Raw genomic sequence first — 23,192 nt, 5'->3', positions numbered from 1 at the left:
GCCCGGAGCATAGGCTCCGGACGGATTAATCCCGTTCAAAATAAACAGATCGGGCTCTTCCTCTGGCTCTGCTCTTCTCAACTCATACTTTGCTCTTTCAAAAGCTTCGACAGCACTCGTCTTCTACAAACTCTGCTGTCTTCTCTACTAAACATCTCAAACATTCTCGGCTAACCACGTCTGTTTATGGTTGGTTCCCATGATAGGACTATTTCTCAATTCTGTCAACAGTAGCTTTCTCTTTTGTTAAATCAGGACGAAGCGCCGCCGCCCCGCCAAGAAATACATGATGAACCTCATGGATAGATTTGTCCGTGTTAATAAGCATCATAACGCGCACGCATTTGCTAAGGCTGCCGGGCACAGGAATCTCCGTGGAACACATCAATGGAACCAGATCCCACCCTGGCAGCCGCCTGGCGGCGCGCGCAGGAAACGCGGCATCTAAATCATGGGTTGCCGTAATCACTACACTTGCAACATCATCCGCCTGTATTTCGTTAACCTCGATCATTTGCCGGATTAGCTCTTCCGTGCCGTTCAAAATTTCATCCTCACTGTTAGCCGAAACAGTGGTCGCTCCCCGCACTCCTCTTACTGCCATCTATTGTTCCCCTCCTGTCATCTGTTCAAGCACTTCGCGCACCTGAGCTTCCGGTACGTCTTTAACTACTTCAACGCGGCCCACTTCTCTTGGAAGAACAAACACCAGTTTGCCGCCTTCGCCTTTTTTATCACGCCGCATGACTTTTATCATTTCATCTGCATCCAGCCCGTTTGGCAGGACCGTTGGCAGATTAAATCTTTTTAAGAGATTGCTGGTTCTTTCACTGACATGATTAGCCAGCTGTAGTTTCTCCGCGAGCCTAGCGGCGGCAACCATTCCAATGGAGACAGCTTCCCCATGATTGATGCCACCGGAGTAGCCCGCTAACGATTCGATCGCATGGGCAAACGTATGTCCAAGATTTAGAATCGCGCGTATACCATTTTCGCGTTCATCCTGGCTGACCACCGCGATTTTTACGCCGATGGCTCGGTACAGCGCTTCAGGCAGCACATGAGAGTCAAGCCGGGTGAGCTGCTCCACGTTTTTCTCCAGCCAGGCGACAAACGATTCATCCCAGATAAGGCCGTGCTTTACGACCTCTGCGTAACCGGCTGATATCTCGCGGGGAGGCAGCGTTTGGAGCAGGCTTGTATCATAGGCCACAAGTTTAGGCTGGTGGAACGCACCGATGATATTTTTTCCGAGCGGGTGATTGACGGCCACCTTGCCTCCTACGCTGCTGTCATGGGCAAGGAGCGTTGTTGGAACTTGAACAAAATCTACGCCCCGCATGTAAGCCGCCGCCACATACCCGCACAAATCACCAACGACTCCACCGCCCAGAGCAACAAATACAGACTTGCGATCCAGACCCGCTTCAAGCGCCTGTGTCACAATCCCCTCAAACACAGTCAGGCTTTTCGCCTGTTCCCCGGGTTTGACTATTGCATGGGAAACCGGATAGCCCGCCGCTTGAAGCGAGTTTGTAAGACTTTCCAGGTACAGCGGCGCTACATGCTCATCCGTAATAATAAACAGGCAGCGATCAGCGCCAATTCCCTGCTGCGCCAGCAGCGAAGGTAGGGATTGTAAAACCCCTTCGCCAATCCAAATCGGATACGACCGTACGCCCAGGTCTACACCCAGTCGTTTAAAGGTATGTGTCTGTTCCATCAGCTAAAACCTCGCTACATGTTCAAGATATCGATCATAGTTGGCTTTCATCTCTTCCAGAGAGTCGCCGCCGAACTTTTCCATGAAAGCTTCTGCAAGCGTCCAGCAAACTACTGCTTCAGCAACTACGCTGGCAGCCGGAACGGCACAGCTGTCGGAGCGTTCGATGCTAGCCGTGAATGCCTCTTTCGTATCAATATCGATACTGTTAAGCGGTTTGTACAGGGTAGGAATAGGCTTCATCACGCCGCGGACAATGACTGGCAACCCGTTTGACATGCCGCCTTCCAGGCCGCCTGCACGGTTGGTTTTCCTCGTATAATTGCCTTCATCGTCCAGGATAATCTCATCATGAACCTGTGAGCCAGGACGCCCGGCTGCTTCAAACCCAATGCCAATTTCGACGCCCTTAAAGGCCTGGATGCTCATGATCGCCTGAGCTAACCTAGCGTCCAGTTTTCTATCCCACTGCACATGGCTGCCCAGTCCAATTGGCAGGCCTTCCGCCTGAACCTCCACGATACCACCGAGGGAATCCCCGTCTGCTTTCGCTTTATCGATGAGTTCCATCATTTTCCGGGCAGCTTCCTCATCGAGGCAGCGGACAGGCGAGCTTTCAGTCTTCTCGATCAGCTCGTGAATTCCCACATCTATTCGCTTGGCAGTCACTTCTCCTATCTGAAGAACCTGCCCTCCTACTGTGATTTCGAACTGTTCCAACAATTGGCGTCCCACCGCTCCTACCGCTACCCGAATGGCTGTCTCCCGGGCGCTTGAACGCTCAAGAATATTTCGCATATCCCGCTGGTTATATTTTAACGCCCCATTTAAATCGGCATGCCCGGGACGCGGACGTGATACCCTGCGTTTTTCTTCGCCCTCCCCCTCTTGAGGCTCAGGGCTCATAATCTTCTCCCAGTGCGTCCAGTCCCGGTTTTCTACTACGAGACAAATGGGCGCTCCTGTTGTTCTTCCATGCCTAACGCCTCCAACAATGCGCACTTCATCGCTTTCAATCTGCATACGGCGCCCCCGGCCGTACCCCTTCATTCGCCGCTTAAGCTGTTCATTGACTTTTTCAATCGAAATAGGCAGATTACTGGGTACTCCTTCGATTATTGCTGTAAGTTGTGGTCCATGTGATTCTCCCGCTGTCAGGTAACGCATTGAATTCTCTCCCATCCTTTAACGCTTTTATGTGCTATTATAGTATAGCAGACAATAAAATCATAGATGAAACATTAGAAAACTTGGCAAGTGGCAACCTAGTGGCGCTGGAGCTTGCATGTGTTACAATGAAATAAATAGAAAATGCATACTTTTTTATCTACTAAAAAAGCCGCAGCCGTCAGTTAAAACGGGCTGCAGCTTCCTCGTTACGCTTATACTTTTCGGTAAAAAAACGTATCTTCTGGCTCAAAGTTATACTGTGCCGGCTGAAATATTTGCTCGGTGCTGCCTACAAACAGCACGCCGCCAGGGCGCAGCGCAGCGCTGAACTTAAGATACAGCTCATCCTTCGCTTCATCCGTAAAATATATCATGACGTTGCGGCAAACAATTAAATCATGGTTCGCATCAAACCGATCAGCCAGCAAATTTTGTTTTTTAAACTTGATCACCCTTTTTATATCCTCGGTTATGGCGTACATGGGGGGCTCTTTACGAAAATACTTGCTGACTAAATCTTTTGGTGCATCTTGCAGGGAACGTTCCGCATACAGGCCTTTTTTGGCCTTAGCAATGGCACCTTCATCTAAATCCGTTGCCGTTATATCTATCTGCGACAGCGGCATAAAACGCGAAAACAGCATGGCTAGCGAATAGGGCTCTTCACCCGTTGAACATGCGGCGCTCCAGCATTTGATTTTTCCCTTTTCCTTCAACAGCCGCGGGATGATTTTCTCCTGCAACACCTGCCAGCGGCTTGGATTGCGGAAAAACTCCGAAACATTAATGGTCATTCTATCCAAAAATTCATTGAACAGTTCAGGCTGCTTGGTCATCCCTTCAAAAAAACTGGCAAAATCCTTAAATCCCCGCTTCGTATAAAGAGAAGTCAGCCTTCTCTTCATCTGCGCTTCTTTATAAAGAGACAGGTCAATGCCTGTTTTTTGCTTTACCAATTCGATAAACTGGAGAAAGTCTTTGTCTTCCATTTCTATTTTTATCCCCCTTTTCTCCCTTGCACTGTATGAATATTCGCTGCAATAAAGTATATTCCTCCTTAAGTACTAGTAAAAAAAAGAGAAACCGGGAAGGCCTGGTTTCTCTAGTCCTTGTTTTCTACATAATATTTCAGCATCGCAAGTTTATTGTCCCAGAATTGTTCGTAGAAGGATAACCACTGTTTTAATTCCATCAAGGGCTCTGGATGGAGCCTGTACAGCTTTTCCCGTCCAACCTTGCGGCCCCTAATAAGTTCTGCCTCTGAGAGAATTCGCAGATGTTTTGAAACAGCTGTACGACTCATGGGAAAGTGGCTGCTTATTACCGTAATCGGCAATTCCTGATCAGCAAGCAATCTAAGCAGCTGCCTCCTCGTAGGATCAGCAATAGCCTGAAATACATCATGCTTAGGCGCGGCGGACATTATTTCTCAACTGCCTGTTTCAGCCGTACATGGACGATCTTCTCCCAGCCTCCGTTCATTGTGTCACGGATGATTGAGTTCTTCTGCTGCGCTTTAGGCGCAATGGCATCCGGTGCACCCCATCCAGAATGGGTCAGTGTAAACTGAGTTTTCCCGTTTAGATCTTGTAATTCGAACGAAACAACCCATCCTTCTACATCCCAGGCAAAGCTAAGGCGGTTTGGCGGATCAAGCTCCAGTACCTTGCAGGGCGAGGGCCCAAAAGGCGATTGCAAATGAAATTCATAGCCTATTTTAGGCTGAAAATCATTTGGCATAAACCATGCAGCAATCCCTTCTGAAGAGGAAACAGCCTCCCATACTTTTTGGATGGGTGCTTCCAATACAACTTTCTGAACGATATCCTGCAATGTATCCTGATTATTTCCGTGCATCTTTGTGCCTCCAATTTAAAAATAAAATAAAACCAAATGGTTTCGTTTTGATTATATAAAACCTTATGGTTGCATGTCAACACAACGGTTTAAAGCGAAATACGAAAAAAAAGACCCAGAAACGGGTCTTCTCAGTTGAACCTGCCATAGGCTAGATCCATTTGTTGATTGTTTTTTCGTATTCATTAAGCTCGTCTTGTTTGAACCACAGCCCGATTTCACGTTCAGCTGTTTCAGGGGCGTCCGAGCCATGGATGATATTCATGCCCATACTAATTCCATAATCGCCGCGGATTGTGCCAGGGGCAGCGTTAGCAGGGTTCGTAGCACCCATCATATTGCGGGCAGTAGCGATTACATTCTCGCCTTCCCACACCATGGCAAAGACCGCACCGGAAGTAATGAAATCGACAAGCTCCCCAAAGAAAGGTTTTTCTTTGTGCTCAGCATAATGTTCTTCTGCAAGTTCACGGCTTACATTCATAAGCTTGGCACCGATTAAGTGGAATCCTTTTTTCTCAAAACGCGTTACAATTTCACCAACGAGGTTACGCTGTACGCCGTCAGGTTTTACCATCGTAAAAGTACGTTGTTTAGCCATCTTGGAGGTCCTCCATCCATATTCACTATGTATTGATGCGGATATCCGCACAACGAAAATTTTAACAAAACGACCCTATCATTGCAACTGTGTTAGGCCTGTCTGCCGCCAATAAAATGGGCAATCTTTAACAGGGCATCCCTGTTTGCATTGTCAGGCAGCACGTCAAGCGCCTGTGTGGCACGTTGTAAATAGCGGTCTGCCAGCTTATGGGCATAATCAATGCCTTCCCCGCTTCGAATATCGCGGACGGTCTGCTCAAGCAGGCCTGGTGACTGGAATTCTCCCTTTCCAGGCACAAGCCTTTGTTTGATCTCGTCAGCCATCGAGCTGCAGTAATACATATACAGGGCTGGAAGCGTAATGTTTCCCTGTCTCAAATCACTGCCGGCCGGTTTGCCGAGTGTTTTGGCGTCACCGGTGAAGTCCAAAATATCATCCGTAATTTGAAAGGCCATTCCCACATTATACCCATACCAGAAAAGGCTGCGTACCACCGCCTCAGTCGCGTCGGCTGCAATCGCCCCCAATTGGCAGCTGATTGCAATGAGCAGTGCTGTCTTTCGTTTAATGCGGCGCAGATAGCACCTGAGGTTCTGGTTCCAGTTGTTTAAATCCCGAATTTGTTCGATCTCCCCAATGCTCATTTCAACAATGGCATGCGAGAGAATTTTATGGATTTCAGGATTCTTTAGTTCCGTTATAATCGAAAGCGCCCGAGCAAAAATATAGTCCCCGGTATACATGGCTATCCGGTTGTCCCATTTTGCTTTCACAGTCGCTTTTCCACGGCGCAGCTCTGCATCATCGATTACATCGTCATGCACAAGCGTAGCCATGTGGATGAGTTCCAGGGAAACAGCTACATTCTTCAGCCTTTCCAAGTCATAGGTGCCGAATTTACCGCCAAGCAAAACAAAAACAGGGCGAATCCGTTTCCCCCCTGCCTTGAGCAAATGGCTGGATGTTTTCTGGAGTACGCGTTCCTGCGCGTCCACCGCCTGCTCCAGTTCACGTTCAATATAGTTCATATCTGATCGAAAAGGAAAAAAGATGTCTGCTAGTTTCATTCTATCCACCCATTTTATCTTATACTGTAGTGATGCTTTGATGGCAAAATGCTACCTCATAATAAAGTCAATAAAGGTAAAGGCAAAAACGACAAAGCTTAAAACCCCATTCATTGTGAAAAACGCTGTATTTAATTTAGACAAGTCAGTAGGTTTCACGAGGCTGTGCTCATAAACAAGAATTAGGGCAGATATAATGATGCCGGCCCCAAACCAGAATGTGAGGCTGGTTAAGAAAAACAGCGTAATAAAACCGGCAATCGTAAAAACATGAAAAATGCGTGCCACCTTCAAAGCCTTTGGTATGCCAAAATAACTTGGAATGGAATAAAGCCCTCGCTCTCGATCAAACTCGGCATCCTGGCAAGCGTAGATGACATCAAAACCAGCGGACCAAAGGGCTACAGAAACAAAAAGCAGCAGGCTTATGCCATTAATTTCCCCGGTAACGGCTACCCATCCCCCAAGTGGCGCAAGTCCCAATGCAATCCCGAGCACAAGATGGCAGGCCCAGGTAAACCGTTTGGTATACGAATAAAAGACGAGAAAAAATACAGCAATGGGCAGCAGTTTAACCGCCAGCATATTCAGCTGGGAAGCTGCAAGAAACAGCAGAACAAAAGAGGCAACGATAAAAAAGATAACTTCCTTTTCTTTAATAAGGCCGGCAGGGATGGCCCGCATGCTTGTGCGCGGATTCTCCACATCAAACTGCTTGTCAATGACGCGATTCAGCGACATCGCTGCGCTGCGCGCACCAACCATCGCCATCACAATCCAAAAAACCTGACCCCATGTGGGCCACGTACCGTTCACATAAAAACTGCCGAGAATCGCCCCCATAAAGGCAAACGGCAGGGCAAAAATTGAATGTTCAAACTTAATCATTTCAAGAATAATACGAAGTTTTCTCATTGGCTCACCTTCTTTTTTAAATCCGATATGCAGCGCGGACACGCCGCCTGCAAACAATTTCACCTGTACATTCTGAAGACCAGCTTCGCGAAAATCATTGGCAAGCTTGCGGCTATCGGGAAAATGGGTAAGAGATTGCGGCAGCCAGGCATACTCATCGTACTTATTGACGATAAACTTGGCAACTAATGGCAGAATCTTGTAGAAGTATAAATAAAACAGCTTGCGATAAGGGATGAAAGGCGGCTTGCTTACTTCGAGCGACACAACCTGTCCACCCGGCTTGACCACGCGCTCCATTTCACGCAACACTTTCCTGTAATCCGGTACATTGCGCAACGCGAAACCGATGGTTGCATAATCAAACGTGTTATCCGGATACGGAATTTTCATCGCGTCTCCATTGATTAGCGTGATCTGGTTAAGCCCTGTTTGTTTAACTTTCTGAGCCCCGATGTCCAGCATGTTCTGGCTGAAGTCCAGGCCCACTACCTCTCCCTGCGGACCGACTGCCTCTGCAAGGCTAATCGTCCAGTCGCACGTTCCGCAACACAGATCAATTGCTTTCTGGCCGCTTTTGACGCCCATCCGGCGGTTTGTATAATTTCGCCATGCTTCATGCCTGCCGAAACTGATAACCGAATTCATCCGGTCATAATCGCGGGCGATCGATTCAAAAACATTATGTACGAACTCCGCCTTCTCTTCTCCTTTTAGCCTATCATCCATCTGTTACATCTCCTCCGCCCGTGCACTTAAATTATCCAGAACGGATGTACAGTCATCAAGCAGCGATTTTAATTCGCCCTTCCATTCGTCCACAGCCAGTGCCGGCAAAAGCTTGCGGGATTGATGAAGTTCTTTATGAATGCGATGGAGCATGGCTTTAAATCCGTTATACCTACCCTCTTCTCGACTTAGCAGTGTAAAATAGGTGCCATGCAGCTTTCCGTCCTTATATGCTGTGTATTCACCAACCAGCTCTTCAATGGTCAGCATGCACCTTGTGAATTCCGTCCATGCTTCTTTTCGTTCACCGCCGAGCGGATCAATTAAGGATTGAATTAACTGTGATTCAATATATACCTTGTCCTTCAGATAATTCTCTGAGCGGGAGTCCCGGCTCTCATACAGTGCGATTTTGCGTTCGTTCACACGCTGTATTCCTTCTGCAAGACATTGAATAATGCGGGCATCACCGATCTGCGCAAGCATATAATAGTAACGGCTACTGAAAAAATCACCGGCCAATACAGACAACTGTCTTGTACGAATACCGTCCAGCGAATGCTCCTTGCCCAGGCTTACCGTTTCATGCGTATCCAGCCCAAGCTGAATAATCGAGGCTGCAACGATATAACGCTGAATTAAACTTTCAGCCAGCCCAGTCTGTGCAAGAAAGATATATAGCAGGCGAACCCGCAGCAACGATACAACCGGAATCTCGACATATTTGATTAATAGGCTGTTTTCCGTATTTCGCTTAATCAGGTTTATAATTTCCGCTAATTCTTCCTTTACATGTTCATTAAAGAAGTTCATATATGCTATCCCCCATACAAACGTACCACTACGAAAACATACCTACAAAGTATACCACATTGCGGACATTCCTACATATTTTAATCAACTATTTGTTACAGTTCAAGGATGAGAAGAAAAAAAGCAGGCATCTTTGCTAAAAAGAAAGCCTGCTTTTTTTATGTATACGACGGTTATTCATCCACAATCGTGTCCATTTGGCCGTGGCTTGTCTGAACAAAAGCCTTTCCACGGATTTTAATGGCAGACGTATGTTCTGTGAACTGCGCCACCATAATCTCACCCTTATCCAGCTTCTCTGAATGGTGAAACTTTGTTGCTTCACCGCGTGTCAGCCCAATTACATGCACGCCATTTTCCAGCGCTTTAATTACGATAAACTCTGTCGGCTGAATATTGCTCATGGGTTTTCCCCCTAACCTTTGGAAATGCGTACGTGTTTAACTATCCCGCAAAAAGGAAACGCTGTCAATGCTTTTCCTATTATTTTCGAATCAAGCTAAAAACTTCTGCACGGGAAGCCGCATCCGTTTCAAAAATGCCGCGCACAGCGGAAGTCACTGTCATGGCGCCTGGCTTCTTTACCCCTCTCATCGTCATACAGAGGTGTTCAGCTTCTACGACTACAACAACACCATGAGGATCCAGCGTCTCAACGATAGAGTTGGCGACAGTTGCCGTAATCCTCTCCTGCAACTGCGGCCGCTTCGCTACAGCCTCAACCGCCCGGGCAAGTTTAGAGAGTCCTGTGACGCGCCCGCCTCGTGGAATGTAACCAACATGTGCCACGCCGTAAAACGGTACAAGGTGGTGCTCACACATCGAATAGAACGGTATATCTTTAACGAGGACAAGTTCTTCGTGATCTTCGCTGAATACGATGGAGAAATATTCCTTCGGATTTTGCTTTAACCCTTGAAAAACCTCTTCATACATACGTGCCACTCGTGCAGGGGTGTCCTGCAGCCCTTCGCGGTTAGGGTCTTCGCCAACCGCCTCAAGAATCATGCGGACTGCCTGCTGGATTTTCTCGTGGTCTACACTCATATCACAAGTGCCCCCTCTTTTTTAAAAGATGTGAAAAGGAGCCGCACACCCTGGTGTACGGCTCCCCTGCCCCAGCTGGGTAAATCAAGCCATGGCAATATGTACGCCTATTGAATATCTTCCTTTAACGCCTTCCCCGGTTTAAAAGCCGGCACTTTGCTGGCAGAGATTTCGATCTCTTCACCTGTCTGCGGATTGCGTCCTTTGCGGGCGGCACGCTCACGCACTTCAAAATTACCAAACCCGATAAGCTGTACCTTGTCTCCTGCTTTCAACGCTTCGGCGATAGCGTCAAATACGGCTTCAACGGCTTTCGTAGCATCTTTTTTAGTGAGTTCGGCAGTTTCGGAAACTTTAGCGATAAGTTCTGTTTTATTCATGTTCATTCACCTCCTCCCGCACGATTTAACCTTGTTATACGTTGTTTACGATTTGCACAATAATTATACGGCGGTTCCCGAATTTCCTAGGGTGAAGCGGATTACCGCCTAAGACAAGCTAATATTAATATAGAACAGGCTGCAATTCAAGGGATTTTCAACAATCGCTCACTTGAATTGCCGGACAAAAGGGCGGCAATAACATGACTTTTCACGCATAAATAGGAAAAAGGCTCCACCTATTGAAAAGGGAGCCTATAGCAGTAAGCAATTTTACTTGTTTTTTATAAAATAATCGCGATTAAGCCGCCTGAACCTTCGTTTATAATCCGCTCAAGCGTCTCCTGAAGTTTATAGCGCGCATTATCCGGCATCATGGACAATTTAGCGGATATGCCCTCATTGACGATGGAATTCAGTGAGCGTCCGAATATATCCGAGTTCCAGATGGATAGCGGATTTTCCTCAAAATCCTGCATTAAGTAGCGGACCAGTTCTTCGCTCTGCTTCTCCGTTCCAATGATAGGAGCAAACTCAGACTCCACATCTACCCGAATCATATGGATGGAAGGAGCGGTCGCTTTGAGGCGGACACCGAATCTGGAGCCATGCCGGATAATTTCGGGCTCATCAAGCTTCATTTCCTCAAGCGATGGCGGCGCAATGCCGTATCCGGTCTGGCGTACCATTGTAAGGGCACCGGATATCTTATCGTATTCTTTCTTCGCGGTACTGAATTCCTGCATCAGCTGGAGGAGGTGGTCTTTTCCCCTGATCTCAACTCCGACGATCTCCATTAAGATCCGGTCGTATAGCTCATCATCAGCATGCAGGTCAATCTCTGCGATACCCTGCCCCATATTCATATCGGCAAGCGCAGCCCGCTGAATAAACTCGTAATCGGCAAAATAACCAACTACCCGGTCTACATCGCGCAGGCGACGGATGTCTTTAACTGTCTCGCGCACAGCTTCCTCAAAATTCTTGCGCAGCCAATGGTCTTCCCGTAAAACCATTACCCAGGAAGGAAGGTTGACATTAACCTCATGCACAGGAAATTCAAACAAGACTTCCCGCAGAACGGTTAAACCTTCTCGTTCATCCATCGAATCAACACTCATGACGAGAACCGGTACATCATATTTTTCTTCGAGCTGTTCACGCAGCGCAGCAGTTTCCGGCCGGCTGGGCTGAAGCGAGTTGACCACAATCACAAAAGGTTTGCCAACTTCCTTTAGTTCATTTATCACTCTCTCTTCAGCTTCTTCGTATTCATACCGCGGAATCTCCGCAATTGTTCCATCCGTAGTCAGCACCACACCCAGCGTGGAATGTTCGGTAATGACTTTCCGCGTGCCAAGTTCGGCGGCTTCTTCAAACGGAACCGGCTCATCGTACCACGGTGTGGTAATCATGCGAGGTCCGTTTTCGTCCTCGTAGCCGCGGGCGCCGGCAACGGCATACCCTACACAGTCCACCAGTCGGACATTAATTGTCAGGCCATCCGCTACGCGAATTTCAACAGCTGTGTTGGGCACAAACTTTGGCTCGGTGGTCATAATGGTGCGCCCTGCCGCACTTTGCGGAAGTTCATCCGTTGCGCGGATACGATCTGCCTCATGGGTAATATTCGGGATCACAACCGTTTCCATGAAGCGTTTAATAAACGTTGATTTCCCTGTGCGTACCGGGCCAACGACACCGATATAGATATCCCCGCCCGTACGCTCTGCAATATCTTTAAAAATATCTACGCGTTCCACTTCCATACCTCCTCAAGGATTCATATCCAACCTTGTACATATAAGGACACTACTAATCTTATGAGGGATGGCATGAAAATAGACTCTGTTTCTTTTCGTGCGCCACCCTTTACACCCAATATATGCGTAAAGGGGACGAGTCTATGACTATTTCTTATGCGTCCTGTTGCATTTGTTTTAGCAGCTGGGCACGCACCACTGCTTTAAGCGGGCTTTCCGGAACTTCAACGTTCACATGCCCGGTGACCATCGTCTGGCATGCGAGCCTCATCCCGCAGGCTAGGTTTTGTTCGCCAATAAGCCTCACTTCAGCCTCTTTTGGCGGGCTAACGGAGCTATCCTTCCCGACAAAAACCTTGCACATCGTGCAGGCCCCTTTGCCGCCGCACCGCTGGGAGATCACAACCCTGGCCTTAGAAGCCGCACGTAAAATCGTTTCACCCTGACGTGCCTGAATATTTTTATTTCTTGGTTTAAATGTAATGGTAGGCATTCTTAAAACTCCTAATGGATCTATTCTTCCTTCTTTTTACCATCATTATAGCATAGTCATCCCCTGATCGAACCCCTCATGGTGAATAGGCATATGATAAACGGAAAGGTGTATAAGGGAGGGAAGTGCAAAAATGAATGCAACGCGGGCGGTAAATCCGTATGGGGTCCGCAAAAAGCCGAAAAGAAAACCAAATGCGAAAGGAAGCCGGAACGGGAAAGGAACGGCGGGTAAGCCACAGGAACAAAAAGAAGCAGCAACGCAATTGGCGTTCTTAAAGAAAGATTGGATGAACAAAGATTGGATGAAAAACTTTCCCGCAATATTGAGCAAGTCGCCGAAAGAAATGAGGGCCTCTTTAAAAACCGTTAGAGATTGGTCAAGCCAGATGCGCGGCACGATGTCCCAGATGGAAAATACACTGGATACGCTCCACAACCTGATTGGGATGTACGAACGCTGGACAGCACGACAGGCAGCGAATACCACCGAGGTTCAGAGGACGGCAGGCGGAAAAACTGAGAAAGTTCCTTTATCACTTATCAAGACATTCAATAGCATTGACTTTCGTCAGATTATCAATGTGTTAAACTCTCCGCTCCTTCAGGCCTTTATGGAACTTAATGGCGGGGGAGATGACGAAGAAGGGGAAAGAAAAGAAGGATAACGCGAGCGTTATCCTTCTTTTTTGCTGTACCCTGCTTTGTCCTGAGAGCGAGATGTATTGAGAACCCTATATTAATTTATGTGCTCTCCCCATCACCCGCAACTTAAGACACTGCCTATTTTAGGTGTTTCATAAGTTTGGCCAGGTTGCCGATATCTCCACTCTGCAGGTTATGATCCCGGATGTAGGCGACAACCCGGTCCTCCTTTTCGCTATCCATGGATACGCCAGCCAGGAGTGCCAGCTGGCGAATCAGCTGGCGCACTTTTGTTTCATCGGCCAGATCGGACTTCGTCACATTGCCAGCGAGTGATTCGAGTTGGGATGTATCTACATTTTTTCCTTTTAACTTATCAAGAAACTTCTTTGGTATATTTGCCATAGATCAACAGCCCCCTCATAAAAATTGTACACCTACAATCTATGAAGGGGACCTGGAAACGTGCATCTTTTTTGGCTATTTACCGTGGCTGGAAAAATAATCGATCGCAACCTCTTCCATTTCGTGCCTCCGTACGCGGCCCATTAAATCCCCGACAGCCTCGCGCGCGGATTTCCCTTCAAAAAGGACGCTGTACAGCTCGCGCGTAATCGGCATCTCTACATTTCGCTCTTTCGCTATTTTATAGACCGCCTGGGTCGTCTTTATCCCTTCCACAACCATGCCCATTTTTTGGAGAATTTCACTAACTGTTAACCCCTGGGCAATCATCTGTCCTGCCCGCCAGTTTCGGCTGTGCCGGCTTGTAGCTGTAACAACCAGATCGCCCAAACCGGCGAGTCCGGAAAATGTTAAAGGGTTGGCCCCGCTGACAATGCCCAGCCTGCCTATTTCTGCGAGACCCCGGGTTAACAGGGCTGCTTTCACATTGTCCCCAAAACCGAGCCCGTCGCTTAATCCCGCAGCCAGCGCAATAATATTTTTTAAAGAACCGCCAATCTCCACCCCAACAACATCAGGATTTGTATATACGCGGAACAGGCTTGTCATTAAAATGTCCTGCACCTGCTCTGCTATAGATAAATCATCGGCTGCTGCGACAACGGTTGTGGGTGATTTCAAGCCCACCTCTTCCGCGTGGCTGGGCCCCGACACAACGGCGACCCGGGATCGAAGAGCAACGGGAAGTTCTTCTTTAATGACCTCGCTCATCCTTTTAAGTGTGTCGATCTCTATCCCTTTTGTCGCATGGGCAATGATGGCATCTTCCCGTAAAAAAGGCGCCATCGCCCGCACCGTCTCCCTCATGGCATGGGACGGTACAACAAGCAGGATAAATGTTTTATCCTTTAGAGCTTCCGCAAGCGAATCCATGCACACAATCCGGGAAGGCAGTACAACACCGGGCAGATAGCGGACATTCTCATGCTTTTCATTTATTTCCCTGGCTAATTCCGGCCGCCGCGCCCACATGTGGACGGCCGGAAAATTATCTGCAAGTACGGTGGCGAGAGCGGTTCCCCAGCTTCCAGCCCCTATTACACATACATCGCGTTGCTGTTGCTCCATTTTGTTTTCCACCTCTGCTTAGGATTTCCCCAGTTTTCTTTCTTTCCCTTGGAGAAGGCGGCTGATATTTTCTGCGTGCCGGATGTAACCCAGTACGGTTACAAGCAGCGTTCCAAGAATGTATGGAGTGCTCTCTTTCCCTATGTACATGAATATCGGGATAACCGTTACAAACGCAAGCGAGCCGACTGAAACATACCGGGTTGCGGCAATGACCAGGAGCGTCAGCACAATCGCCAGGAGAGTTGGAACCGGTGTAAGGGCAAGCAGCATGCCAATGGTTGTGGCCACTCCCTTTCCGCCTTTAAAGCCAAAAAATACCGGCCAATTATGTCCCAAAATTGCAGCGACACCCGCCAGCACAATACCCCAATCACCAACTCCGAGCGCTTTGGCGAGTAAAACGGCAAAGGCGCCTTTGGCAGCGTCCAGAAGGAGCACGACTATAGCAGGCCCTTTGCCAAGAACACGCAGTGTATTGGTTGCCCCTGCGTTGCCGCTGCCATAGTCCCGTATATCAATTTTCTTCAATTTCTTTGTAACCAAAATACTAAAGCTAATCGAACCAAGCAAATATCCAATGATGATCGCAACTGCTGCCACGGTTTCCCCTCTCTCTCTATTCCGCTTTATTCCTTGCAAGCACGCGGATCGGCGTCCCTTCAAATGGAAAAGCTTCTCTAATTTTATTCTCCAGATAGCGCTGGTATGAGAAATGCAGGAGTTCTGTGTCATTTACAAATAAAACAAAAGTTGGCGGTTTTACTGCCACCTGTGTTGCATAGTTAATCCGCAACCGTCGCCCTTTGTCAGACGGAGGCGGCGTCACCGTTGTCGCTTCCTGGATAATATCGTTTAGCACCGATGTGCTGATGCGCTGCGCATGCTGTTCAGCAACATCGGATACCTTCGGGAGTATTTGCTGTATGCGCTGCTTCGTTTTAGCCGATACAAAGAGAATAGGCGCATAGGAAAGGTACTTAAATTCCTCTCGGATCTCATCTGTGAAACGCTTCATCGTTTTGTCATCCTTTTCTACTGCATCCCACTTATTGACGACAATGATTACGCCCCGGCCAGCCTCGTGCGCATATCCCGCTACTTTCTTGTCCTGTTCGATAATTCCCTGTTCCCCGTCGATTACGACCAGAACCACATCCGAGCGTTCCATCGCCCGGAGAGCCCTCATCACGCTATACTTCTCTGTTGATTCGTATACTTTGCCGCGCTTGCGCATCCCGGCTGTGTCAATTAACACGTAATCCTGTTCATTAAAGGAGAACGGCGTGTCAATCGCGTCCCTGGTCGTTCCCGCAATATCGCTCACGATGACGCGCTCTTCCCCAAGCAGCGCATTCACCAGCGAAGATTTGCCAACATTGGGCCGACCAATAAGCGACACCCGGATCACATCTTCATCATACTCATCATCTACATGCTTAGGAAAATGTTTCACAATTTCATCGAGCAAATCACCAAACCCGATGGCATGCGCGCCGGAAACGGCAAACGGCTCTCCGAAGCCGAGCGAGTAAAACTCATACACATCATTTAGCCGGTTGGGATTATCAATTTTGTTAACGGCGAGTACAACGGGCTTATTGGAGCGGAACAGCATCCGCGCTACTTCCTGATCCTGATCGGTTATCCCGGTTGTTCCATCCACTACAAAAATGATCACATCGGCTTCATCCACTGCCAGCTCAGCCTGGTGGCGGATAGAATCGAGCAAAATATCGTGATCATCAAAGTCGATCCCGCCTGTATCAATCAGGCTGAACCGATTTTCCATCCATTCTGCAGGGCTGTACAGCCGGTCTCGTGTCACCCCTGGAACATTTTCCACAATTGCAAGGCGTTGGCCTACAATTCGGTTAAAAATTGTCGACTTGCCGACATTCGGCCGGCCAACAATTGCTACGACTGGATTTGCCATACTACTGTTTACCTCTCTTAATTAGACATCGTTACTATCATAAGATGAAACGAAGGGACAAGCAAGCGCGGAAGCATGATAATCCTAGCTATCTTCCCGCGCGTTTTTCCTTCTTAAAATTGAGCCACCCTTTATACATACTAAAAGCATGATCATATAGGGAAAGAATAAATGCTTTTCCTACTGCAGACACAAGCGTGGACAAAATCAGGCTGTCTAGAAAAGCCATGCCTCCCAATGCTGCTGAACCAAATAACGTATACTGCCACACCTCATTGAACACTTCAAACGCAAGCGTTCCAAACGTACTGATCAGTATCGCTTCAGGCAGCGTTCTGGCAAGAGTGACAGTCAACGCCAAAGATACGGCCACCTGACAGTAAAGCAGGTCCGCAATTTGCAATACCGGGTCCAGATACAGCAGATAGCGAACCAAAAACAGGCTCGTGCCAACTAGAAGACCTGCCATAAATATTTGGGTTCGCTGGTTTGCTGCCTCACGAGACCACAGATAAAAAAACAAAAAGCCCGCCACTAGAAAGGATAGGTTGATCGACAAAGACGGGCGTACAGGTATATCCCAGGCTCCTGACACCAGTGCGGCAGTAAAACCTACAATAACCTTGCGCGCGCTTTTTCGGACAGCTTCAAGACTACCCATCCAATATAATACAAACAATATAAATAAGCAGAGTGACGCGATGTAGCCTGGATTCATTTCAGGGGTGATTCTCCTTTTTCCATACTGTCTTTTATCCTAGTATGGCCAAAAAAGGCTTTCTTAGTGCCTATCCGGCATAAGAAAGCCTTCTCGATAACTGCATAGAATTCCTGAAGGTCAACCTCTTCTTGCATAGGCGCTGCAATCTATTCCGCGCTGCGAGGCCCAATGGAAGGTTTCGCCGGCTATAACAACCGGAATCCGCTGCAAATCCAGGATCGATCCCGCACCTAGAGCACACAGGATAATATCCAGCTGTTCGTGCAGGCCCCTGACTTTGTCAAGTGCCTCCTCAACCTGATCCTGGACGGCATAGGAGAGGAAGAAACCTGCCATGCCTGTACAATTCGCACCGATCGCGATAGCGCGGGCGATATCCAACGCTGTCTGAAGACCGCCGGTGGCCATCGTGTCGAAATCACGACCGCCCTGCCGCACGTGGATCTTAGCGTCGGCAGCTTCCAGCAAACTGGAAGCTGTCGTCAATCCCCAATTGTTGAGCATGTCGTAGGGAACGGCACGGCGTGCGTTTTCGATCCGTGCAAAATTTGTCCCGCCGCGTCCGCCTACATCGAATACAGATACACCGCATTCTACCAGCCGGATACAGGCTTCCCGAGAAAGCCCGAAGCCTACCTCCTTGACGATGACAGGAACCCCAACAGCGTCAACAATCGCCTGGATTCGCCTAGAAGCACCTGAGAAATCACGGTCTCCCTCCGGCATAAGCAGCTCCTGCATGACATTTAAGTGGATCTGGAGCCCGTCAGCCTCAATCATATCGATGGCACGCCTGGCCATGTCCGGTGTCGCTTCTGCCCCTAAGTTTGCAAACAGGATACCTTTCGGATTTTCCTTGCGCGCTATGCGGTATGTATCCACCAACTCTGGGTTATGAATGGCTGCCATTTGCGAACCAACCGCCATAGCAAGGCCTGCTTCCCGCGCAATAATGGAGAGTATTTGGTTGATCCTGTGAGTTTCTCTTGCACCGCCCGTCATTGCATTCACAACAATCGGCGAACTCAAAGCAAGTCCGCCGATGGTAGAAGCATGTGAAACTGTGGACAGATCCATATCAGGCAGCGCGTTATGGATAAACTTCACATCATCCAACCCATGTTTTCCGGATTGGCCGACAGCCAGCGCCCGGTCAATATGTTCCTTTTTTCGTGAAGTTCTTGACATAGTACCCCTGAATTACTGCTTTAATTTTTTTAGCCAGATCGCCAAACAAGTCGCCTAGGGTTACACCCATTCCGCTTTCATCGGAAGAATATGCGGTGGTTGTCTCCTTCTTGCCTTCCCTTTTTGGCTGTTTTTCGCTGGCGCCTCCCTCAACTTCGCGAATGCTAAGGCTCATACGTTCTTCTTCCGTGTTAATGTCAAGGATTTTTACCTGGACTTCTTCTCCTTCTTTCAGCACTTCACCAGGCGTCGCGATGTGGCGGTTTGCGATCTGCGAAATGTGAACAAGCCCTTCCACGCCAGGCGCTACTTCAACAAATGCACCGAAGCTTACAAGGCGCTTAACGGTACCTTTTACAACATCGCCGATCTTAAACTGACCAGCTGCCTGCTGCCATGGTCCCGGTTGAGCAGCTTTGATGCTGAGACTAATACGTTCATTGGCCGGATCCACTTTGAGAATCTTTACATTAACCTTATCGCCTTCTTTAAGGACATCAGAAGGTTTGTCAACATGCGTGTAGGAAATTTCAGAGATATGAACAAGTCCATCTACGCCGCCTACGTCAACGAATGCGCCAAAATCAGTCAGGCGCTGAACCGTTCCCTCAATAACGGATCCTACCTGAAGGTCTTCTAACACCTGGTTTTTCTTGCGGTTTGCCTCGTCTTCAAGCACGGCGCGGTGCGATAGGATGACTTTATTTTTTTCCTGATCCAGTTCGATCACTTTAACAGAGAGGGTTCTTCCTTTGTAATCGGAGAAATCCTCTACGAAGTGGCGCTCTACATGGGATGCCGGAATAAATCCGCGCACGCCAAGGTCAACCACAAGACCACCTTTTACCGTATCGGCTATCACAGCGTCAAACACTTCACCAGATTCAAATTTATCCTGTAGATCGACCCATGCCTTATCAGCATCGACTGCACGTTTAGAGACGATAAGTTCATCCTTTTCCTGTTCAATTCTCGTTGCTTTTACTGTAATTTGCTGGCCTTCAGAAAGAACATCGCCTACTTTTTCGATATGCAGGCTAGACACTTCGCTGATTGGAAGAATTGCATCTGATTTAAAGCCCACATCTACTAATGCCTGCTTCTCATCAACTTTTGTGATGGTTCCGGTCAGCACATCACCTATTTGTACCTCCTTGCCCATCATTTCACTCTGATTTTCTTCAACCATTGACCATACCTCCTCTGGAATAAAAGCCATTAAAACAATAAACACCTGGGTAAGGCATTTATGGCAAACAGCAACGTAATTTATATTAGCTTACCAAATATTGCAGGCTGATGGCTAGTGTGAAAGGTGTCAAGCCACAATTACTACGCTGCAATTCGAATAAGCATGAAAACGGTAAATGTGCAGCCTACATGCATCATGGACACTGCTAAATAGTTTGCAACAATCTTTCAAATCTCATACAATTCAAGAGTCCACATTAGTTATGTATCTGCTTTAAGCACTTGATCTCCTGCATAATGATATCTGCCGCGTTGTCAAGACGTTCTGCATTGTTTTTACCCATTACACGTTCATTTAAATCGAATGGCTGACCATAAATAATCGTGATAGGACGGAAAATTTTATAAGGTCCTTTTATATACACAGGTACAACTTGCGCTCCGGATTTTAAGGCGATTAAGGCAGCCCCCGGCAAAGCTTTGCCCGGTTCGCCGGTTTTACTCCTTGTCCCCTCTGGAAAAATCCCCAACACCCGATTGTCTTTGGCCAGTTCAAGCGCCCGCCGGATGGCCCGGCGATCGCCGGTTCCCCGCTTAATCGGGAACGTACCGAATGCTGTTACCAGCTGGGATACAACAGGAATCTTAAATAACTCTTCTTTTGCCATAAAATGTACCTGCCGCTCAATTCCAGAGCCTAGCAGCATCGGATCCCAATTGCTTATATGGTTGCAGCACAGGACAACCCCGCCGTCCGGAATGTTTTCCCTGCCGACTACATTCCAGCGGTAGAATACCGCGAAAATGAAGCGAAAGATAGCGCGAAAAAATCGGTAAAGTGTCATGCTTCTGCATGCTCCTTTACTTGAAGATAAAGCGTAACAATGCGGTTAACGACTTCATCGACCGATATTCCCGTTGTATCGAGCAGCACCGCATCGCTGGCCTGGCGAAGCGGTGCGGTTTCCCGTTCTGAATCCTTGCGGTCCCGCTCGGCAATATCCACCGCCAGCTGTGGAAGATCAGCCTCAATGCCGCGATTAACGAGTTCGTGGTATCTACGCTGCGCCCTCTCTTCATGGGAAGCTGTCAGAAAGATTTTCAGTTCAGCATCAGGCAGCACATGTGTGCCGATGTCGCGGCCGTCCATGACAACGGATTTGTTACGCGCCAGTTCACGCTGCAGTTGAACCATTCGCTGCCGAATAGAGGGATAGGCAGATACCTGTGAAACGTTATCGGTTACAACAGGCATGCGCACTTCATTCGTTACATCATGGCCATCGACATAAACGTGCTGTCCGTCTTCCAATGCGTCCAGTGTTATTTGTATCGATTCAAGCAGGCTGTGAAGCCGCTCTTCATCGGTAAGCGGACAGTCTCTATGTATGGCAGCGTAAGTCAGCGCCCGGTACATGGCCCCCGTATCAATGTACAGAAGCTTTAAGCGGCTTGCTACCTGCCGGGCAACCGTGCTTTTCCCGGCTCCTGCCGGTCCGTCTATTGCAATATTCACCTCTTACATCCCACCCTAACTCGATCTCTAACGTGTTCCCGCCGCGTTTCGCATGGGTATATCGAATACCCGCATATACCAAAAAAAGCAGGAATGCCTGCTTCTATGTTAGACTATTCGGTTCCAAAAGACATGCACAACAAAAACAATGATTTCTTACGCGCAGCGGGCAGCTTCTATTCAATTACTTTCATAGTATCATAGCCATTATGGCGATGCAATGCCTTCCAGACGTACCGTTTCGACCGCCCAGCTGCGAAACGATTCATCGCCAAGCAGGGCCTGGCACAAAAAAAGGCTGACCAACCCGACAAGAATTGCAATAAACAGCAGCCTTTCAACCGAGCGTAGGAATCGATTGTAGCGCTCATCATAGGAAACGTACCTTCTTTTCATCTGCACTACCTCCGATAGGGCAGGCGGGTTACCGACTTAGACAAGTACCCGCCTGCCCAACTTCTTGCATACCTCAAATGGAAACCGCTTTAATTTTATCTACCTTTACTTCCTCTCCCGTGCGGGCGTTTACGTAAATCCGGTAATGCTCGTTATTCAGGCTGCCGTAAAATTCATAGCAGAGCACTTCTTGTCCCCGCTCGTTTTCGATGATGGCCCGCCTCGTTTCCTTAACATGGAAAGCGGGACTTACCCGCTTGTGCGCCTGGGCAAGTGATAATTGGTGGGCTGGAATAATGCGCGGCTTGTGATTGAGCAGATAAGGTTCGCTTTGAAAGCCAGTAATTTCCCCATTATCCAGCGCAACCTTAACGGTAACCGAATCCGGGTAGACGCGGACATCCCCCTGCCGGTATACAAACGTGAAGGCGGCCACGCCGGTATAATCAGCGTAGGAAATAGGATCCATCGATTTATACCCGTGTGTGGACAGAAACGTTTCGGCCCGCCTGCGTGCATCCTCGATTTTTATTTGCTGGCGGCCTGTTGGCCGTTCATCCAGAAGCCAAATAACCTGTCCGCCGCGCTTGGCGACATCCAGTGTAATCGGCTCGGACTTTCCTTTCTTCTTAATCCGCACGCTGTACGCTTCGTACTCGGTCCCTTTCTGATTAGGGGTGACTGTTACGCTTTCGATCTGGGAAGAAGGGATGGCGGAGAAGCGGACCGCCCGATCTCTTGCTTCCTGTTCGGAGACAGCGGGTCCTTTCAAATTCTTCATTTTATCTGTTCGCGTATGGTTAAGGCTTGCGATACCGCCGCTTCCAAAATCAATATCACGGTAACCGGAAACGTTTTTGTCGACGGTCTTAAGCCCGTCAATAATCGTATTATCCCTTGGCTTTTCTTCCGATGCCAGCGCTGTTTCGACATCCATCCAGCGAAGATTTTTCTTAATAACGGTGGACTGCAGTTTCATCAAATTAGACTGAATATCTTTGGAATGCGTGTAAAGCGTCTGAAGCGTCTTATGCTCCTGGGGTGTTAATGGCTTTTTATCCAGATCCCTGACGGCGGTTTGGTAGCTGAAGTCGGCTACGTTTGATAAGAACTCTTCTGTCTTGTTAAATGGCAGCAGTGTAAGAGGCAGCTGTCCGACATCATGGTGGGCGGAGTAGGCAAGCCGCCAAACATTGGTAAGGCTAGGTGTGAGCTGGGTTTTACTGTTCATCGCCAGTGTTTTCCCGAGCTCATCTTGCAGCTGGTCCATATGGAAATTTAAATTATGAAAAGAGTTCTGGTACTGGTTTTCGGCTTTAATGAGAATCGAGTTTTTATCCTGGTTTTCCTGGTACCCCCACACGCCGGTTCCGATGAGTCCCAGAGCCAAAACCGGCATGAGGATACCGGATATTTTTCCATACATACTATCCCTCCTGCTTCATAAAGGAATTCTTAAGAAGTAGTGTGAAACAAGCGTGGGAAGAATATGCAACCCTGAACAAA

The 23,192-nt window shown here is 48.2% G+C and carries 27 protein-coding genes and 1 pseudogene; 1 reads left to right on the top strand and 27 read right to left on the bottom strand.

The window, feature by feature from the left end:
• Nucleotides 1–208 precede the first annotated feature (208 nt).
• From aroH to PP175_RS09240, 16 genes and pseudogenes are all read right to left on the bottom strand, one after another.
• Nucleotides 209–604, bottom strand: a complete 396-nt coding sequence (aroH, locus tag PP175_RS09315; RefSeq protein ID WP_272442473.1) for a chorismate mutase — start codon at nucleotides 602–604, stop codon at nucleotides 209–211.
• On the bottom strand, nucleotides 605–1,723 hold the full coding sequence (gene aroB, locus PP175_RS09310) for a 3-dehydroquinate synthase (protein WP_272442472.1): 1,119 nt from the start codon (nucleotides 1,721–1,723) through the stop codon (nucleotides 605–607). It lies immediately after the preceding gene.
• A gap of 3 nt (nucleotides 1,724–1,726) precedes the next feature.
• A complete protein-coding gene (gene aroC / locus PP175_RS09305) occupies nucleotides 1,727–2,890 on the bottom strand; it encodes a chorismate synthase (RefSeq protein WP_272442471.1) in 1,164 nt (387 codons plus the stop codon).
• Between the two features lie 215 nt (nucleotides 2,891–3,105).
• Nucleotides 3,106–3,882 (bottom strand): CheR family methyltransferase, encoded by a 777-nt coding sequence (locus PP175_RS09300; protein ID WP_272442470.1) that lies wholly within the window; start codon nucleotides 3,880–3,882, stop codon nucleotides 3,106–3,108.
• 113 nt (nucleotides 3,883–3,995) lie between these two features.
• Nucleotides 3,996–4,319: an ArsR/SmtB family transcription factor gene (locus tag PP175_RS09295; protein ID WP_272443227.1), complete on the bottom strand. Its 324-nt coding sequence runs from the start codon at nucleotides 4,317–4,319 to the stop codon at nucleotides 3,996–3,998.
• Nucleotides 4,316–4,750 (bottom strand): SRPBCC family protein, encoded by a 435-nt coding sequence (locus tag PP175_RS09290; RefSeq protein WP_272442469.1) that lies wholly within the window; start codon nucleotides 4,748–4,750, stop codon nucleotides 4,316–4,318. The genes PP175_RS09295 and PP175_RS09290 overlap by 4 nt, the downstream gene beginning before the upstream one ends.
• Nucleotides 4,751–4,901: 151 nt before the next feature.
• Complete coding sequence (gene ndk, locus PP175_RS09285) at nucleotides 4,902–5,351, bottom strand: nucleoside-diphosphate kinase (RefSeq protein WP_272442468.1); 450 nt, start codon at nucleotides 5,349–5,351, stop codon at nucleotides 4,902–4,904.
• A 92-nt stretch (nucleotides 5,352–5,443) separates the two neighbouring features.
• Nucleotides 5,444–6,421: a heptaprenyl diphosphate synthase component II gene (gene hepT, locus PP175_RS09280; RefSeq protein ID WP_272442467.1), complete on the bottom strand. Its 978-nt coding sequence runs from the start codon at nucleotides 6,419–6,421 to the stop codon at nucleotides 5,444–5,446.
• A 51-nt stretch (nucleotides 6,422–6,472) separates the two neighbouring features.
• Nucleotides 6,473–7,336 (bottom strand): UbiA-like polyprenyltransferase, encoded by an 864-nt coding sequence (locus PP175_RS09275; protein WP_272443226.1) that lies wholly within the window; start codon nucleotides 7,334–7,336, stop codon nucleotides 6,473–6,475.
• A 15-nt stretch (nucleotides 7,337–7,351) separates the two neighbouring features.
• Nucleotides 7,352–8,065, bottom strand: a pseudogene (locus PP175_RS09270) (demethylmenaquinone methyltransferase); the annotation flags it as partial.
• A 3-nt stretch (nucleotides 8,066–8,068) separates the two neighbouring features.
• Nucleotides 8,069–8,878 carry a heptaprenyl diphosphate synthase component 1 gene (locus PP175_RS09265; RefSeq protein ID WP_272442466.1) on the bottom strand — a complete coding sequence of 270 codons (810 nt, stop codon included), beginning with the start codon at nucleotides 8,876–8,878 and terminating at the stop codon, nucleotides 8,069–8,071.
• Nucleotides 8,879–9,051: 173 nt separating this feature from the next.
• Nucleotides 9,052–9,282 (bottom strand): trp RNA-binding attenuation protein MtrB, encoded by a 231-nt coding sequence (gene mtrB / locus PP175_RS09260; RefSeq protein ID WP_272442465.1) that lies wholly within the window; start codon nucleotides 9,280–9,282, stop codon nucleotides 9,052–9,054.
• A gap of 79 nt (nucleotides 9,283–9,361) precedes the next feature.
• Nucleotides 9,362–9,925: a GTP cyclohydrolase I FolE gene (folE, locus tag PP175_RS09255; protein ID WP_272442464.1), complete on the bottom strand. Its 564-nt coding sequence runs from the start codon at nucleotides 9,923–9,925 to the stop codon at nucleotides 9,362–9,364.
• Nucleotides 9,926–10,032: 107 nt separating this feature from the next.
• Nucleotides 10,033–10,305 (bottom strand): HU family DNA-binding protein, encoded by a 273-nt coding sequence (locus tag PP175_RS09250; protein ID WP_272442463.1) that lies wholly within the window; start codon nucleotides 10,303–10,305, stop codon nucleotides 10,033–10,035.
• 284 nt (nucleotides 10,306–10,589) lie between these two features.
• Nucleotides 10,590–12,068, bottom strand: a complete 1,479-nt coding sequence (gene spoIVA / locus PP175_RS09245) for a stage IV sporulation protein A (protein ID WP_272442462.1) — start codon at nucleotides 12,066–12,068, stop codon at nucleotides 10,590–10,592.
• 154 nt (nucleotides 12,069–12,222) lie between these two features.
• Nucleotides 12,223–12,561: a 2Fe-2S iron-sulfur cluster-binding protein gene (locus tag PP175_RS09240; protein WP_272442461.1), complete on the bottom strand. Its 339-nt coding sequence runs from the start codon at nucleotides 12,559–12,561 to the stop codon at nucleotides 12,223–12,225.
• 133 nt (nucleotides 12,562–12,694) lie between these two features.
• On the opposite strand from PP175_RS09240, the gene PP175_RS09235 reads away from it, so the two are divergent.
• Nucleotides 12,695–13,228 carry a hypothetical protein gene (locus PP175_RS09235; protein ID WP_272442460.1) on the top strand — a complete coding sequence of 178 codons (534 nt, stop codon included), beginning with the start codon at nucleotides 12,695–12,697 and terminating at the stop codon, nucleotides 13,226–13,228.
• Between the two features lie 115 nt (nucleotides 13,229–13,343).
• Here the strand turns inward: PP175_RS09235 and PP175_RS09230 are convergent, their stop codons facing one another.
• The 11 genes from PP175_RS09230 to ypeB all read right to left on the bottom strand — a co-directional run bounded on the left by PP175_RS09230 (nucleotide 13,344) and on the right by ypeB (nucleotide 23,112).
• The gene (locus PP175_RS09230; protein ID WP_272442459.1) at nucleotides 13,344–13,610 is read right to left on the bottom strand and encodes a stage VI sporulation protein F; all 267 of its coding nucleotides are present in this window, start codon (nucleotides 13,608–13,610) and stop codon (nucleotides 13,344–13,346) included.
• A gap of 75 nt (nucleotides 13,611–13,685) precedes the next feature.
• On the bottom strand, nucleotides 13,686–14,738 hold the full coding sequence (locus PP175_RS09225; RefSeq protein WP_272442458.1) for an NAD(P)H-dependent glycerol-3-phosphate dehydrogenase: 1,053 nt from the start codon (nucleotides 14,736–14,738) through the stop codon (nucleotides 13,686–13,688).
• Between the two features lie 18 nt (nucleotides 14,739–14,756).
• Nucleotides 14,757–15,341 carry a glycerol-3-phosphate 1-O-acyltransferase PlsY gene (gene plsY, locus PP175_RS09220; RefSeq protein ID WP_272442457.1) on the bottom strand — a complete coding sequence of 195 codons (585 nt, stop codon included), beginning with the start codon at nucleotides 15,339–15,341 and terminating at the stop codon, nucleotides 14,757–14,759.
• 16 nt (nucleotides 15,342–15,357) lie between these two features.
• Entirely contained in the window at nucleotides 15,358–16,674 is a 1,317-nt protein-coding gene (gene der, locus PP175_RS09215; protein ID WP_272442456.1) for a ribosome biogenesis GTPase Der, read from the bottom strand.
• An 88-nt stretch (nucleotides 16,675–16,762) separates the two neighbouring features.
• Nucleotides 16,763–17,392 (bottom strand): YphA family membrane protein, encoded by a 630-nt coding sequence (locus PP175_RS09210; protein WP_272442455.1) that lies wholly within the window; start codon nucleotides 17,390–17,392, stop codon nucleotides 16,763–16,765.
• 120 nt (nucleotides 17,393–17,512) lie between these two features.
• Entirely contained in the window at nucleotides 17,513–18,583 is a 1,071-nt protein-coding gene (gene fni, locus PP175_RS09205) for a type 2 isopentenyl-diphosphate Delta-isomerase (RefSeq protein ID WP_272442454.1), read from the bottom strand.
• The gene (rpsA, locus tag PP175_RS09200) at nucleotides 18,549–19,772 is read right to left on the bottom strand and encodes a 30S ribosomal protein S1 (RefSeq protein ID WP_272442453.1); all 1,224 of its coding nucleotides are present in this window, start codon (nucleotides 19,770–19,772) and stop codon (nucleotides 18,549–18,551) included. The genes fni and rpsA overlap by 35 nt, the downstream gene beginning before the upstream one ends.
• A gap of 259 nt (nucleotides 19,773–20,031) precedes the next feature.
• Nucleotides 20,032–20,619, bottom strand: a complete 588-nt coding sequence (locus PP175_RS09195; protein WP_272442452.1) for a lysophospholipid acyltransferase family protein — start codon at nucleotides 20,617–20,619, stop codon at nucleotides 20,032–20,034.
• Complete coding sequence (cmk, locus tag PP175_RS09190; RefSeq protein WP_272442451.1) at nucleotides 20,616–21,290, bottom strand: (d)CMP kinase; 675 nt, start codon at nucleotides 21,288–21,290, stop codon at nucleotides 20,616–20,618. The genes PP175_RS09195 and cmk overlap by 4 nt, the downstream gene beginning before the upstream one ends.
• A 207-nt stretch (nucleotides 21,291–21,497) precedes the next feature.
• Complete coding sequence (locus PP175_RS09185; RefSeq protein ID WP_272442450.1) at nucleotides 21,498–21,686, bottom strand: hypothetical protein; 189 nt, start codon at nucleotides 21,684–21,686, stop codon at nucleotides 21,498–21,500.
• A 73-nt stretch (nucleotides 21,687–21,759) separates the two neighbouring features.
• On the bottom strand, nucleotides 21,760–23,112 hold the full coding sequence (gene ypeB, locus PP175_RS09180) for a germination protein YpeB (RefSeq protein ID WP_272442448.1): 1,353 nt from the start codon (nucleotides 23,110–23,112) through the stop codon (nucleotides 21,760–21,762).
• Nucleotides 23,113–23,192 lie beyond the last annotated feature (80 nt).

It is taken from the genome of Aneurinibacillus sp. Ricciae_BoGa-3 (genome assembly GCF_028421645.1).
Lineage (GTDB): Bacteria > Bacillota > Bacilli > Aneurinibacillales > Aneurinibacillaceae > Aneurinibacillus_B.
This window is presented reverse-complemented; position numbering and strand designations above follow the sequence as displayed.

Bases quoted from the DNA above. Each gene is read 5' to 3' on its own strand.
- aroC (WP_272442471.1), bottom strand. From the start codon at position 2,890: ATGCGTTACCTGACAGCGGGAGAATCACATGGACCACAACTTACAGCA.
- PP175_RS09210 (WP_272442455.1), bottom strand. From the start codon at position 17,392: ATGAATCCAGGCTACATCGCGTCACTCTGCTTATTTATATTGTTTGTA.
- PP175_RS09290 (WP_272442469.1), bottom strand. From the start codon at position 4,750: ATGCACGGAAATAATCAGGATACATTGCAGGATATCGTTCAGAAAGTT.
- ypeB (WP_272442448.1), bottom strand. From the start codon at position 23,112: ATGTATGGAAAAATATCCGGTATCCTCATGCCGGTTTTGGCTCTGGGA.
- ndk (WP_272442468.1), bottom strand. From the start codon at position 5,351: ATGGCTAAACAACGTACTTTTACGATGGTAAAACCTGACGGCGTACAG.
- aroB (WP_272442472.1), bottom strand. From the start codon at position 1,723: ATGGAACAGACACATACCTTTAAACGACTGGGTGTAGACCTGGGCGTA.
- aroH (WP_272442473.1), bottom strand. From the start codon at position 604: ATGGCAGTAAGAGGAGTGCGGGGAGCGACCACTGTTTCGGCTAACAGT.
- PP175_RS09265 (WP_272442466.1), bottom strand. From the start codon at position 8,878: ATGAACTTCTTTAATGAACATGTAAAGGAAGAATTAGCGGAAATTATA.
- PP175_RS09230 (WP_272442459.1), bottom strand. From the start codon at position 13,610: ATGGCAAATATACCAAAGAAGTTTCTTGATAAGTTAAAAGGAAAAAAT.
- folE (WP_272442464.1), bottom strand. From the start codon at position 9,925: ATGAGTGTAGACCACGAGAAAATCCAGCAGGCAGTCCGCATGATTCTT.
- PP175_RS09240 (WP_272442461.1), bottom strand. From the start codon at position 12,561: ATGCCTACCATTACATTTAAACCAAGAAATAAAAATATTCAGGCACGT.
- PP175_RS09275 (WP_272443226.1), bottom strand. From the start codon at position 7,336: ATGAGAAAACTTCGTATTATTCTTGAAATGATTAAGTTTGAACATTCA.
- hepT (WP_272442467.1), bottom strand. From the start codon at position 6,421: ATGAAACTAGCAGACATCTTTTTTCCTTTTCGATCAGATATGAACTAT.
- PP175_RS09185 (WP_272442450.1), bottom strand. From the start codon at position 21,686: ATGAAAAGAAGGTACGTTTCCTATGATGAGCGCTACAATCGATTCCTA.
- rpsA (WP_272442453.1), bottom strand. From the start codon at position 19,772: ATGGTTGAAGAAAATCAGAGTGAAATGATGGGCAAGGAGGTACAAATA.
- mtrB (WP_272442465.1), bottom strand. From the start codon at position 9,282: ATGAGCAATATTCAGCCGACAGAGTTTATCGTAATTAAAGCGCTGGAA.
- PP175_RS09300 (WP_272442470.1), bottom strand. From the start codon at position 3,882: ATGGAAGACAAAGACTTTCTCCAGTTTATCGAATTGGTAAAGCAAAAA.
- PP175_RS09195 (WP_272442452.1), bottom strand. From the start codon at position 20,619: ATGACACTTTACCGATTTTTTCGCGCTATCTTTCGCTTCATTTTCGCG.
- fni (WP_272442454.1), bottom strand. From the start codon at position 18,583: ATGTCAAGAACTTCACGAAAAAAGGAACATATTGACCGGGCGCTGGCT.
- der (WP_272442456.1), bottom strand. From the start codon at position 16,674: ATGGCAAATCCAGTCGTAGCAATTGTTGGCCGGCCGAATGTCGGCAAG.
- PP175_RS09250 (WP_272442463.1), bottom strand. From the start codon at position 10,305: ATGAATAAAACAGAACTTATCGCTAAAGTTTCCGAAACTGCCGAACTC.
- PP175_RS09235 (WP_272442460.1), top strand. From the start codon at position 12,695: ATGAATGCAACGCGGGCGGTAAATCCGTATGGGGTCCGCAAAAAGCCG.
- PP175_RS09225 (WP_272442458.1), bottom strand. From the start codon at position 14,738: ATGGAGCAACAGCAACGCGATGTATGTGTAATAGGGGCTGGAAGCTGG.